This is a genomic window from Streptomyces tendae (genome assembly GCF_014650435.1).
GTDB lineage: Bacteria > Actinomycetota > Actinomycetes > Streptomycetales > Streptomycetaceae > Streptomyces > Streptomyces tendae.
In genome coordinates this window covers 633,844-646,823 of the sequence record NZ_BMUY01000003.1, presented here as the reverse complement: position 1 = coordinate 646,823, position 12,980 = coordinate 633,844, and the positions used below count along the sequence as shown (strand labels likewise).

Annotated in this window: 12 protein-coding genes; 6 read left to right on the top strand and 6 right to left on the bottom strand. The window is 71.7% G+C overall.

Features of this window, described 5'->3' with window-relative positions; genetic code table 11:
- Positions 1 to 80: 80 nt before the first annotated feature.
- Both IE258_RS11660 and IE258_RS11655 read right to left on the bottom strand, forming a co-directional pair.
- Positions 81 to 728 (bottom strand): ABC transporter permease, encoded by a 648-nt coding sequence (locus tag IE258_RS11660; RefSeq protein ID WP_159328817.1) that lies wholly within the window; start codon positions 726 to 728, stop codon positions 81 to 83.
- A 29-nt stretch (positions 729 to 757) separates the two neighbouring features.
- On the bottom strand, positions 758 to 1,273 hold the full coding sequence (locus IE258_RS11655) for an Lrp/AsnC family transcriptional regulator (RefSeq protein WP_179235632.1): 516 nt from the start codon (positions 1,271 to 1,273) through the stop codon (positions 758 to 760).
- A gap of 101 nt (positions 1,274 to 1,374) precedes the next feature.
- Between IE258_RS11655 and hppD the strand changes: the two genes are divergently transcribed.
- Positions 1,375 to 2,520, top strand: coding sequence for a 4-hydroxyphenylpyruvate dioxygenase (gene hppD / locus IE258_RS11650; protein ID WP_052841708.1), 1,146 nt, complete (start codon positions 1,375 to 1,377; stop codon positions 2,518 to 2,520).
- Between the two features lie 23 nt (positions 2,521 to 2,543).
- On the opposite strand, the gene IE258_RS11645 is transcribed toward hppD, so the two are convergent.
- Positions 2,544 to 3,980 (bottom strand): tetratricopeptide repeat protein, encoded by a 1,437-nt coding sequence (locus IE258_RS11645; protein ID WP_189742464.1) that lies wholly within the window; start codon positions 3,978 to 3,980, stop codon positions 2,544 to 2,546.
- A gap of 91 nt (positions 3,981 to 4,071) precedes the next feature.
- On the opposite strand from IE258_RS11645, the gene IE258_RS11640 reads away from it, so the two are divergent.
- Positions 4,072 to 5,550 carry an FAD-binding oxidoreductase gene (locus IE258_RS11640; protein WP_373309742.1) on the top strand — a complete coding sequence of 493 codons (1,479 nt, stop codon included), beginning with the start codon at positions 4,072 to 4,074 and terminating at the stop codon, positions 5,548 to 5,550.
- Between the two features lie 13 nt (positions 5,551 to 5,563).
- Here IE258_RS11640 and IE258_RS11635 read toward each other — a convergent pair whose 3' ends face one another.
- Positions 5,564 to 5,992, bottom strand: a complete 429-nt coding sequence (locus IE258_RS11635) for an SsgA family sporulation/cell division regulator (protein WP_159328819.1) — start codon at positions 5,990 to 5,992, stop codon at positions 5,564 to 5,566.
- Positions 5,993 to 6,238: 246 nt separating this feature from the next.
- Here IE258_RS11635 and IE258_RS11630 point away from each other — a divergent pair, with 246 nt between their 5' ends.
- Both IE258_RS11630 and IE258_RS11625 read left to right on the top strand, forming a co-directional pair.
- Complete coding sequence (locus tag IE258_RS11630; protein ID WP_189742458.1) at positions 6,239 to 7,741, top strand: RDD family protein; 1,503 nt, start codon at positions 6,239 to 6,241, stop codon at positions 7,739 to 7,741.
- A gap of 288 nt (positions 7,742 to 8,029) precedes the next feature.
- A complete protein-coding gene (locus IE258_RS11625) occupies positions 8,030 to 8,686 on the top strand; it encodes an RDD family protein (RefSeq protein WP_189742454.1) in 657 nt (218 codons plus the stop codon).
- 19 nt (positions 8,687 to 8,705) lie between these two features.
- Here IE258_RS11625 and IE258_RS11620 read toward each other — a convergent pair whose 3' ends face one another.
- Complete coding sequence (locus IE258_RS11620; RefSeq protein ID WP_189742451.1) at positions 8,706 to 8,999, bottom strand: hypothetical protein; 294 nt, start codon at positions 8,997 to 8,999, stop codon at positions 8,706 to 8,708.
- Between the two features lie 437 nt (positions 9,000 to 9,436).
- On the opposite strand from IE258_RS11620, the gene IE258_RS11615 reads away from it, so the two are divergent.
- Positions 9,437 to 11,782, top strand: a complete 2,346-nt coding sequence (locus IE258_RS11615; protein WP_189742448.1) for an immune inhibitor A domain-containing protein — start codon at positions 9,437 to 9,439, stop codon at positions 11,780 to 11,782.
- A gap of 146 nt (positions 11,783 to 11,928) precedes the next feature.
- A complete protein-coding gene (locus IE258_RS11610) occupies positions 11,929 to 12,273 on the top strand; it encodes a hypothetical protein (protein ID WP_159328823.1) in 345 nt (114 codons plus the stop codon).
- 15 nt (positions 12,274 to 12,288) lie between these two features.
- Here IE258_RS11610 and IE258_RS11605 read toward each other — a convergent pair whose 3' ends face one another.
- Complete coding sequence (locus IE258_RS11605) at positions 12,289 to 12,876, bottom strand: nicotinamidase (protein WP_159328824.1); 588 nt, start codon at positions 12,874 to 12,876, stop codon at positions 12,289 to 12,291.
- Between the last annotated feature and the right edge of the window lie 104 nt (positions 12,877 to 12,980).

Below are 12,980 nucleotides of genomic sequence, written 5' to 3'. Positions count from 1 at the left end.
CGCGGTTGTCGTCGGAAACGGAACCGGAGCTGGAGCCGGAGCTGGAGCCGGAGCCGGAACCAGAACCGGACACGGAAGTCTCAGACACGGATCCCCCTCGGAATGGTCAGCCGTCCCAGCAGCACGTACGCCGCGTCGAACAGCAGGGCCAGGACGATGATCCCGAGCGTGCCCGCGAGGACCTGGTTGAGCGCGTTCTTGCTGCCCAGCGAGGCGATCCCGCGGAAGATCTCGTTGCCGAGGCCCGGCCCGGAGGCGTAGGCGGCGATCGCCGCGATGCCCATCAGCATCTGCGTGGAGACCCGGATGCCGGTCAGGATCGGCGGCCAGGCCAGCGGCAGCTCCACCCGCAGCAACCGCGCCGGACGCGACATCCCGATGCCCTTGGCGGCGTCCACCAGCGCCGGGTCGACCCCGCGCAGGCCCACGATCGAGTTGCGCACGATCGGCAGCAGCCCGTACAGGGTCAGCGCGGTCACCGTCGGCGGCACACCGAGCCCCAGGATCGGGATGAGCAGACCGATCATGGCCAGCGACGGGATGGTGAGGATGGCCGACGTGGACAGGGTCGCCACGTTCCCCGCCCAGTCGCTGCGGTAGGTGAGGACGCCGATCAGCACCCCGATCAGGGTCGCCACGACCATGCACTGGAAGACCGCGCTGGCGTGCTGGTAGGCGTCGGCGAGCAGCTGCTGGTGGCGGCTGCCCAGGAAGTCCCAGAAGTTCACGTCCGCTCACCTCCGGGATCGGGCCCGCCTCAGTCGTGTCCGCCGCTGTCCTCGGCCGCCTGCTCCACCAGCGGGATGATCCGCAGCGGAACGGGGTTCTCCATGACGATCGCCGTGGCGGCCCGGACGATGCCATCAAAACCGACAACCCGGTCGATCACCCGCTGGAGATCGGCGTTCGAGCGGGCCACCAGACGGCACAGCATGTCCCCGGTGCCGGTCGTGGTGTGCAGCTCCAGCACCTCCGGCACCGTCGCCAAGTGCGCCCGTACGTCCGCTCCTTGGCCCTGCCGGATCTCCAGCGTGGCGAACGCGGTGACCGGGTAGCCGAGGGCCGCCGGGTCCACCTCCGGACCGAATCCGCGGATGACTCCGTTCGACTGAAGCCGGTCGAGCCGCGCCTGCGCCGTGCCGCGCGCCACCCCGAGCCGCCGGGACATCTCCAGCACCCCGATCCGCGGCTCCCGCGCCAGCAGACCGATGATCCGTCCGTCCAGCCGGTCGATCCCCTTGCCCGCCACAGCCACACCCTCCCCGCTGGTCATCCTGTACAGATCGCCTGCACCCACCGGCGTATCACTGGGCAGGTTGCCCACTGGAAACGCAAACTATTGCGCACCTTGCGGACAGGGGAGAACCTGCGGCTATGACGCAGACCACACACCACACTCCCGACACCGCCCGGCAGGCCGACCCCTTCCCGGTCAAGGGAATGGACGCGGTCGTCTTCGCCGTGGGCAACGCCAAGCAGGCCGCGCACTACTACTCCACCGCCTTCGGCATGAAGCTGGTCGCGTACTCCGGACCGGAGAACGGCAGCCGGGAGACCGCGAGCTACGTCCTGGAGAGCGGCTCCGCCCGCTTCGTGTTCACCTCGGTGATCAAGCCCTCGACCGACTGGGGCACCTTCCTCGCCCAGCACGTCGCCGAGCACGGCGACGGCGTCGTCGACCTCGCCATCGAGGTCCCGGACGCGCGCGCCGCCCACGCCTACGCGGTCGAGCACGGCGCCCGCTCGCTCGCCGAGCCGCACGAGGTCAAGGACGAGCACGGCACCGTCGTCCTCGCCGCCATCGCCACCTACGGCGAGACCCGGCACACCCTCGTCGAGCGCACCGGCTACGACGGCCCGTACCTGCCCGGGTACGTCGCCGCCAAGCCGATGGTCGCGCCGCCCGAGCAGCGCGTCTTCCAGGCCGTGGACCACTGCGTCGGCAACGTCGAACTCGGCCGCATGAACGAGTGGGTCGGCTTCTACAACAAGGTCATGGGCTTCACGAACATGAAGGAGTTCGTGGGCGACGACATCGCCACCGAGTACAGCGCGCTGATGTCCAAGGTGGTCGCGGACGGCACCCTCAAGGTCAAGTTCCCGATCAACGAGCCCGCCGTCGCCAAGAAGAAGTCCCAGATCGACGAGTACCTGGAGTTCTACGGCGGCGCCGGCGTCCAGCACATCGCGCTGAACACCAACGACATCGTGGCGACCGTCCGCGCGATGAAGGCGGCCGGCGTCGAGTTCCTGGACACCCCCGACTCGTACTACGACACGCTCGGCGAGTGGGCCGGCGAGACCCGGGTGCCCGTCGACATCCTGCGCGAGCTGAAGATCCTCGTCGACCGGGACGAGGACGGCTACCTGCTGCAGATCTTCACCAAGCCGGTCCAGGACCGTCCGACCGTCTTCTTCGAGATGATCGAGCGCCACGGCTCCATGGGCTTCGGCAAGGGCAACTTCAAGGCCCTGTTCGAGGCGATCGAGCGCGAGCAGGAGAAGCGCGGCAACCTCTGACATCAGCTCCTCGAAGGCAGATCTCAGTCGGGCGGGCCCTCCACCGGGGGCTCGCCCAGCTCCGCCAGCGCCCGCCTCGCCTCCGGCGCCCGCAGCGGCGAGAAGTACGGGTTGATCGTCAGCGCCTCCCCGAGGTGCCGCCGCGCGGGTCCTGACCGCCCCAGCTCCTTCTCGATCACCCCCCGGTGGAAGACGTACAGCGCGCTGCGCACCCCGCCGCCCTTGTCGCCGTCGGTCGCGAGCGTCGCGAACTCCAGCGCCTCCTCGTCCGCACCGGTGCGGTGCAGCGCCCAGCCCAGCGCGTCGGCGACCGCCGTCCCCGGCTGCCGACCCCACTCCGCCCGCAGCCGCTCGACCGCCGCCGCCGGATCCCCGTGGTCGGCGTCGAGCAGCCCCAGCACCAGCTGCTCGTCGGCGCCGGCCGCCTCGGCGTCCCGCGCCCGCTCCCGCAGCAGGTCGTACTCCACCCGCGCCGCCTGCCCGAGGCCCAGCGACTCGTACAGCTCGCCCAGCTCCAGCGCGTACTCGGGGGTGGGCCGCTTGGCCAGCGCCGCCTGGTACGCCGACAGCGCCTCCGTCGTCCGGCCCAGCGCCGCCAGCGCCCGGCCCTGCCCGGCCTGCGCGGCCCGCTGGTCGGGGTCGGTGCGCAGCGCCTCCTGGAAGAACCGCAGCGCCTCCTCCCGCTCCCCGCGTTCGAACGCCAGCCGCCCGGCCTGCTCCAGGTACGCCGCCCGCTCGGCCGGTGCCCCGGTGGCCGCCGCCGCGTCCGAGATCCGGGCCGCCGCGTCCTCCCGCCAGCCCCGGTCCCGGTAGACGCCCGCCGCCAGCGCTCCCACGGCCGGCGCGTCCGGGCGCAGCTCCATCACCTTGTCCAGGGCCCGGCCCACGCCCTTGTCGTCGCCGAGCCCGGTGTACGCGCCGATCAGCACCGCGTGCGCCGTCCACCGTTTCGGCGCCGCCCGCACCGCGCTCTCGCCCCACTTCTTCGCCGTGGGGAAGTCCCGGCGGGCCACCGCCAGCGCCGCGAGCCCCTCCAGGGCCTGCGGGTTGCGCTCGGGCCCCGTCCTCAGCGAGGTGCGCAGCGCCTTCTCGGCCTTCGGCCAGTTCGCGCCGTCCGCCGTCCGGCGGCCCTGCTCCACGTACGCGGCGCCGAGCACCGCCCACGACGCCCCGTCCAGCGGATGCGCCCGCAGATGGATCTCCCGGTCGCCGATCAGCGCCGCCAGGTCGGGCAGCGCGGCGGGCACGCCGGTGGTGACCGCCCCGCGTGCCAGCGCCGCCGGCCCGGGTGCGGGCGGGGGAGCGTCGCCACCGCCCCAGGGGAGCAGCACCAGGACCCCGCCGAGTACGGCGGCCCCGGCGACGGAGGCGATCAGCACCCGCCGCCCGCGGCGCGACGGCCGCCCGGGTGCTGGTACCTCGCCCTGTTCCCGTCGGGTGAGCCTCTCCATGACCTCCATGGCGCTCACTGTGCTCCCATGTGACGATCACACCGGGCAGGTGACGGGTGCCGCCCGCGGGGTTCACACCGATGGACGTGGATGCGAGCCTGTGATCATGAGCCGTATCGAAGCGCCTCGCGACGAAGACGACGCAGCCGCGGCGGTCGACAGCACCCCCGGCAGCACCCCGGGCAGCCCCCTCGGCAGCCCTCTCGGCGACCCGAGCACCCTCGTCGACCGGCTGCTGGCCGGTCTGCCCGCCGGGTCCGTCCTCACCGATCCCGACGTCACGGCCTCCTACGCCAACGACATGGCGAGCTTCTGCCCGGCCGGCGCCCCCGCCGTGGTCGTCCTGCCGCGCACCGTGGAGGACGTCCAGCACGTCATGCGCACCGCCACCGAGCTGCGCGTCCCGGTGGTCCCGCAGGGCGCCCGTACCGGCCTGTCCGGCGCGGCCAACGCCACCGACGGCTGCGTGGTCCTCTCCCTGACGAAGATGGACCGCATCCTGGAGATCAACCCGGTGGACCGGGTCGCCGTCGTCGAACCGGGCGTCGTCAACGCCGCGCTCTCCCGTGCGGTGAACGAACACGGCCTCTACTACCCGCCGGACCCCTCCAGCTGGGAGATGTGCACCATCGGCGGCAACATCGGCACCGCCTCCGGCGGCCTGTGCTGCGTCAAGTACGGGGTGACCGCCGAGTACGTCCTCGGCCTGGACGTCGTCCTCGCCGACGGCCGCCTGATGTCCACCGGGCGCCGCACCGCCAAGGGCGTCGCCGGGTACGACCTCACCCGGCTCTTCGTGGGCTCCGAGGGCTCCCTCGGCATCGTCGTGAAGGCGGTCCTCGGGCTGCGCCCCAAGCCGCCCGAGCAGCTGGTGCTGGCCGCCGAGTTCGCCTCCGCGTCCGCCGCCTGCGACGCGATCTGCCGGATCATGGAAGGGGGCCACGTCCCCTCCCTCCTCGAACTGATGGACCGTACGACCGTCAAGGCGGTCAACGACCTCGCCCACATGGGTCTGCCGGAGAGCACCGAGGCACTGCTCCTCGCGGCCTTCGACACCACCGACCCGGCCGCCGACCTCGCCGCCGTCGGCGCGCTGTGCGAGGCCGCGGGTGCCACGCAGGTGGTCCCGGCCGAGGACGCCGCCGAGTCCGAACTCCTCCTCCAGGCCCGGCGCCTGGCCCTCACCGCACTCGAAGCCGTCAAGGGCACCACGATGATCGACGACGTGTGCGTGCCCCGCTCCCGGCTCGGCGAGATGCTGGAGGGCATCGACCGGGTCGCCGCCAAGTACGGCCTCACCATCGGGGTCTGCGCGCACGCGGGCGACGGCAACACCCACCCCACCGTCTGCTTCGACGCCCAGGACCCCGACGAGTCCCGGCGGGCCCGCGAGTCCTTCGACGAGATCATGGCGCTCGGACTGGAACTCGGCGGCACCATCACCGGCGAGCACGGCGTGGGCGTCCTGAAGAAGGAGTGGCTGGCGCGGGAGATCGGCCCGGTGGGCCTGGAGATGCAGCGGGCCGTCAAACAGGTCTTCGACCCGCTGGGCATCCTCAACCCGGGCAAGCTCTTCTGACCGCTGCCGCCCCTCACCGGGCGAGCAGCTCGGCCAGCCCGTCGTCGATCCCGAGCTGGGCGCCCTCGGTCCCCGGCGGCACCGTCCGCAGGGTGCGCTCCAGCCAGGCCGACACCTGCGGCGTGGGCGCCTCCAGGAGGGCGTCGCCGTCCGGGCTGCTCAGCGCGATCAGCACGACGCTGCGGCCCTCCGCCTTCGACGGCCACACCCGCACGTCCCCGTGCCCGGACGGCCGGAAGACGCCCTCCACCAGGAGATCCCGGGCGAACGTCCAGTGCACCGGGTGGCCGGAGTCGATGTGGAAGGTGATGTGGACGGCGTAGGGGTCGTCGGTGTGGTAGACGAGCCTGGCCGGCACCGGGATGCCGTGCTCGGGCGACAGGACGAGCCGCAGCTCCAGTTCGCGTTCCACGACGGTGGGGCCGGTGGGGTTGGTGTGCATGGCGGGTTCCTCTCCCGAGTCTCGAACGGTCCTTGCGTGGAGAGAGCGGCTCGGGCCCGGAGCATTACGCGGGTTCGGAGAACTTTTTTCCGCGCCCCGGACCGGAGCCCGGCCCGGATGTGAAGGTCCCGGCACGAGGTTGCCCGGAAAGGGGTGGGTACGGCGGGACCGGCGGTGCGGATTGCGCCCGTCTGATAGATGTTGAGGCCCCCTTATCAACCCCCGAGCAGATACGGGACGACGGACATGAGCGCCCCAACCCCGGCCCCCGGCGACGACAGGCCCCGCGAAGGGTATTACCCGGACCCGTCCATTCCCGGATACGTCCGCTACTGGAACGGCGCCTCCTGGGTGGCGGGCACGAGCCGCCCCGCCCCCAAGGACGGCGAGCCGCTCGCACCTCCGCCCGGCGCACGGCCCTCCGTCGAGGAGACAGGGCCGCACTTCTTCGACGAGGACCCGGTCGAAGAGGACCCGCCGCCCGCCGCCGCGTCCCAGCACGGCAGCCGTCCCGAGTCCGCCACCGCCTGGGGTGCCGATCGCTCCGGCCCGTCCGGTCCCGCCGACACCCCGGAGCAGCGCGTCGCCTGGCCCGGCACGGCGCGTGGTGCGGACCCGCGAGTCCCGCACGCCCGGCAGGCGGCACCACCGGCCGACGGGGCCGCGGGCGACCCCCGGGCGGGGGCCGCGGGCGCCGGCGCGGCGGGCACGGCGGCGGGCTCAGGGGGCTCGGCGGGCGACGACCGTCCGGCACAGGACGCCGCGGCCGCCTCCGGCACGGCGCGTCCGGACGCCTCGGCGGGCGCCGCGCCCGGCGGGGCGGAGGACCAGGCCGGCAACACCTTCGTCTTCCGCCGGCCCGCGGCGGGACGGCAGGACGCCCCCGCCGCCGCGCAGGACGAGGGCACCATGACCTTCCGCGCGGTCACCCCACGCACGGGCCCGCGTCCCGGCGGTACCGGCCCTTCCGGTCCCGGTGCCGACTCCGGTTCAGGACCCGGCTTCGGTGCCGGCAAGGCCGCCGCCGCCCGGGCCGCCGCCGCGCAGGCTCCTGCGACGCCCGCCGCCCCCGCGGTGCCCCACCAGGCTCCCCCGCCGCAGCCCTCCGCCTCCGCGCCGGTCGCGGCGGGCGGTCCCGGCGGCGGCCAGACCTCCTGGGCGCAGCAGGTGCACCGGCTGGCCGGGGCGGGCGGCGACGAGCAGCCCGTCGCACCGTGGAAGCCGCCGGTCGAGGACGTGTTCCAGGCCGCCGCCCGGCGCCAGGCGGCGGCCCGGCCCGCCGGTCTCGGCAAGCGGCTGGCCGCCCGGCTGATCGACACGGTGGTCCTCGCGGGCGTCACCGCCGTCGCCGCCGTACCGCTCGGCCTCAAGGCGGTCGACCACGTCAACGACAAGATCGACGAGGCCAAGCTCTCCGGCGAGACCGTCACGGTCTGGCTGCTGGACGGCACGACGTCCACGTACCTGGGCATCGTGCTCGCCGTCCTGCTGCTCTTCGGCGTCGTCTACGAGGCGCTGCCCACCGCCAAGTGGGGCCGCACGCTGGGCAAGAAGCTGCTCGGCCTGGAGGTACGGGACATCGAGGCCCACGAGCCGCCGTCCTTCGGCGCGGCCCTGCGCCGCTGGCTGGTCTACAGCGTCCCGGGCCTCCTGGCCGTCGGCGTGGTCGGCGTCGCGTGGTGCCTGTTCGACCGCCCGTGGCACCAGTGCTGGCACGACAAGGCCGCCAACACGTTTGTCGCGGGCTAGCTCGGCCGGGGGGGAGAGCGGGGGGTTCGTTTTCGGGTGCGGGTGCGTCGGGGCTGGTCGCGCAGTTCCCCGCGCCCCTTGAGGTACGTGCACTGAACGCCTCTGAAAGGGGCGCGGGGCTGTATCGGATATGCGGCTCCGCCGCGCGGGCGCGAGCAACCACATCGCACCCGCACCCGCCGACGCACCGTCATACCCCGCCCGGACGGCGTCGGACCACGCACCCGCACTACTCCGGACGGCCGCTCGCCGGATGCGAGGAGAGAGACTCCGGGTTCGACTCGGGACATGAGCAGCGAACCGCCCCCCGGCTCCGGCGGGCAGCAGCCGCCGGAAGACGACCCGCTGAGGAAGAACCCCTACGACAATCCGCCCCCCGCCGGAGGCCCCCCGCCCCCCGGCGGCGGAGGTCCCTACGGTGGGCCTCCTCCCGGCGGCGGCCCCTACGGCGGTGACCCGTACGGCGGTGGCGGTTACCCCGGCGATCCGCTGGCCGGGATGCCCCCGCTCGCGGACAGCGGACGCCGCACGCTCGCGCGGATCATCGACATGATCCTCGTGGGCATCGTCGTCTGGTTGCTCAGCTGGGCCTTCAACGTCCAGGAGTACACGGTGGACGGCGACGACGTCTCCGTCGGCAAGTCCTTCGGGCAGTCCGTGATCGCGGCCGTGCTCTACATCGCGTACGACACCTACATGATCACGAGGACGGGCCAGACCCTCGGCAAGAAGTGGCTCGGGATGCGGGTGGCCAACCTGGACAACGGGGCGACGCCCGCGGTGCAGACGTCGCTCATCCGTGCCCTGGTGCTGTGGATCCCGTTCGCGTTCTGCTGTGCCTGTGTGTGGACGATCATCGCTGGTGGCTGGAGCTTCTTCGACAAGCCCTACAAACAGGGCCTGCACGACAAGGCGGCCAAGACAGTCGTGGTCAGCACCCGGTGACGGACGCGGACGCTCGGGCTCAGGCGGCCCGACCGCGCGTCACCTCGCCCGCACCCGCGGAGACCCGGGCCGCCGCGGGCACCTGCACCGGCTCCCGGTGCGCGGCGAGCCGGTGGGCCGGCACGGCGGTCACCGCGCGCGTCCTGGGCTGGGGGACCGTCATGGCGACCAGCAGCCCGAGGGCGAGGGCCGCGACGGCGATGAGGGCGACTCCGGGGCCCGAACTCGTCTGCGACAGCAGCAGCATGGCGAGCGTCGAGAAGATCACGGTGCACGTACCGTAGGCGAACTGTGCGGCAGTCGGACGGGGCATGGCCATCGTGTCCTCGGAAGGCAATCATGGGGGTGAGACAGGTTGTCGGCCTGGCTTTCCGCCGGTCTCCGGGCGTTCCGCCAAGCGACTCTAACCCGCTGTGTGCCCGAGTGGAACCGGTACTAAGCCCGACCTAACCGGCACGGCCGATGCACGGGGGGCGCACGGATTCATGACGTCCGGGAAGTGGACGGTCCCGCGCGCCCGTCGGGGCCGCCCGGTGCCCGTCGTACCCGGCGAAGGTCACGATCCGGTGTCCGCAAAGCGAACGACGGCTCCGCATAGTGCACTTGTTCTGCTCAAGTCAAGGTCTGTCTTTTCCGTCGAACCTCTAGTCAAATGTCGTCACTTGACTACACGCGTTGATCACGTGTGCGCGGACTATGCACTGTCCTAGGTCCCCCATCCGCGCGCGTGCACGCGGGGGAGGAACTCAAGTGACCAGAAGATCCTGGACGTTCAGAACGGCGGCGACCACCGTCGCACTCGCCGCCGCGACCGCCACGCTCTCGGCGGCCGGCGTGGCGCAGGCGGACTCGCCGTCCCGGCCGGACGCCGTGAACCGCCGCGACCCCAGCCCGGACAAGACCACGCGCTCCCACGACCTCAAGGGCCCCCTGAGCGACACTCAGGCCGCCCAGCGCGAGGAGGCGCTCAAGCAGGTCATATCCGGCAACGCGTCGGTGAAGAAGAAGGACGGCTCCAACGTCGTCCAGCTGAAGAGCAAGAAGGGCGACGCCAAGTACGTCGAGCTGGGCCGGGAGAAGACCGACAAGATCTTCACCATCCTGGTCGAGTTCGGCGACAAGGTCGACAGCCGCTACGGCGGCACCCCCGGTCCGCTGCACAACCAGATAGCCAAGCCGAACCGCAAGACGGACAACTCCACGGCCTGGCAGGAGGACTACGACCAGGAGCACTTCCAGGACCTGTACTTCGGTTCCGGCAAGGGCGTCAACTCGGTCAAGACCTACTACGAGAAGCAGTCCTCCGGCCGCTACTCGGTCGACGGCGAGGTCTCCGACTGGGTCAAGGTCCCCTACAACGAGGCCCGCTACGGCTCCAACAAGTGCGACCCCGACAACTGCGCCTGGTACGCGGTGCAGGACGGCGTCACCGCCTGGGTCGCCGACCAGAAGGCGGCCGGCCGCACCGACGCCCAGATCAAGTCCCAGCTGACCCAGTACGACCAGTGGGACCGCTACGACTTCGACGGCGACGGCGACTTCAACGAGCCCGACGGCTACATCGACCACTTCCAGATCGTGCACGCCGGCGAAGACGAGTCCGCGGGCGGCGGCGCGCAGGGCGAGGACGCCATCTGGGCCCACCGCTGGTACGCCTTCGGCACCGACGCAGGCGCCACCGGTCCCGCCGACAACAAGCTCGGCGGCACCCAGATCGGCGACTCCGGCATCTGGGTCGGCGACTACACCATCCAGCCGGAGAACGGCGGACTCGGCGTCTACGCGCACGAGTACGGCCACGACCTCGGCCTGCCGGACCACTACGACACGGCCGGCGGTGACAACTCCACCGGCTTCTGGACGCTGATGTCGTCCGGCTCGTGGCTGGGCACCGGCCGCAACGAGATCGGCGACCTGCCCGGCGACATGAACGCCTGGGACAAGCTCCAGCTGGGCTGGCTGAACTACGACACCGCCAAGGCGGGCGTCAACTCCTGGCACAAGCTGGGCCTGGCCGAGTACAACACCAAGCACAAGCAGGGCCTGGTCGTCGAACTGCCGAAGGAGGAGGTCACCACCGAGATCGTGACCCCCGCCGAGGGCGAGACCCAGTGGTGGAGCGGCAGCGGCAACGACCTCAAGAACACCCTGAGCCGCAGCGTCGACCTCACCGGCAAGTCGGCCGCCTCCCTCACCCTGGACGGCTGGTACGACATCGAGGCCGACTACGACTTCCTCTACACCGAGGTGTCCACCGACGGCGGCGCCAACTGGACCGCGATCGACGGCACCTTCGACGGGCAGCCGATCCAGCGCGACGGCAGTGACAAGCCCGCCCTGAGCGCCACCGTGGACGCCTACGGCAAGCTGGTCTACCCGCTGGACGCCTACGCCGGCAAGAAGATCGACCTGCGCTTCCGCTACCAGACCGACGGCGGCCTGGCCATGAAGGGCTTCACCGCCGACGAGATCGCGGTGACGGCCGACGGCGAGACGCTCTTCTCGGACAACGCGGAGACCGCGGACGACGCCTGGACGGCGGTCGGCTTCACCCGCAAGGGCGCCTCCTTCACCAAGGAGTACGCGCAGTACTACATCGCCGAGAACCGGCAGTACGTGTCGTACGACAAGACGCTGAAGACCGGCCCGTACAACTTCGGCTTCTCGGAGCGCCCGAACTGGGTCGAGCACTACGCGTACCAGAACGGCCTGTTGATCTGGAAGTGGGACACCTCCCAGGCGGACAACAACACCAGCCAGCACCCGGGCAAGGGCCTGGTCCTGCCGATCGACTCGCACCCGACCGCGCTGAAGTGGAAGGACGGGACGCTGATGCGCAACCGCTTCCAGGCGTACGACTCGCCGTTCAGCCTCTACCGCACGGACGGCATGACGCTGCACAAGGCGGACGTCGCGAAGTACGTCCCGGGCTCGAAGGGCGTCTCGGTCTTCAACGACCGCAAGAACGACTACTACGACCCGGCGAACCCGACCGGCGGTGTCCAGGTCACTGACACCAACACGAAGATCAAGATCCTCAAGGAGGCCAAGAACGGCTCGACGATCGAGCTCGAGGTTGGCCCCGCGGGCAGGTAAATAGCATCTGCCCAGGTCAGAGCATGATCGGCGGTGACCCCCTGGCGGGTCGCCGCCGATCCGTGTTTAGGTGCGTCCTGTGGTTCTCTTATTGACACCGGGTCCGGCACCCGGACCGACCCAGGCTGACTCGGGGGTATGACCGCATGGCCGCAGGAGGCTTCTGCAAGCTGCCGAACGGCACGGTGGTGGTGGCACTGAACCTGCCCAGCCCCGCCGCGTCGAGCGCCGGCAGCGTGCGTTTTCTGGTCCACGCCCAGAACCGGGCGCGCGCCCTGACCAGGCTGCGCAACCTGGGGCTGCGCAGCGTCTACCTGCGGGGCAACGCGGCCCCGCCGACGCCGGACGAGGTCACCGCGGTCCTGCACCACCCGGACGGGCTGATATGGCGCACGGCACCGGTGGCGGGCGCGGTGGGCGGCCCGGACCTGGTCCAGGAGCTGTGGCACCCGATCCGCGCCCTGCTCAGACGCCCGACCGCCCAGACGTAGGCCGGGGCCGGGGCGCTACTGCACGACCGGCTTCCCGGACAGCTCCACGCCCGCCTCCCGCAGCTCCTCCAGCGCCCGCTCGGTGGTCTCCACGGCCACCCCGGCGGTCAGGTCGAGCAGCACCTGCGTACGGAAGCCCTCGCGGGCCGCGTCCAGGGCGGTGGCCCGCACGCAGTGGTCGGTGGCGATGCCCACCACGTCGACCTCGTCGATCTCGCGGGAGCGCAGCCACTCGGCGAGACCCGTGCCGTTCTCGTCGGCGCCCTCGAAGCCGCTGTAGGCGGCCGCGTACGCCCCCTTGTCGAAGACGGCGTCTATCGCGCCGGAGGCGACGGCCGGGGCGAAGTTCGGGTGGAAGCCGACCCCCTCGGTGCCGGCCACGCAGTGCGCCGGCCAGGAGTGGACGTAGTCCGGGTTGTCGGCGAAGTGGCCGCCCGGCGCCACGTGGTGGTCCCGGGTGGCCACGACGTGGCGGTAGCCGGCGGGCGCCTGCCCGATCAGCTCGGTGATGGCGGCGGCCACGTCGGCACCGCCGGACACCGCGAGGCTGCCTCCCTCGCAGAAGTCGTTCTGCACGTCTACGACGATCAAGGCGCGGCGCATGGTCGGTGTCCTTCGACTGGGTCGGCTGTGGGGCGGGAGGGGCGGCGGGAGCGGCTGTGGCCTGAGGGACGGGGCTGATTCGGCCCTTGTGGGGCCGCACCAGC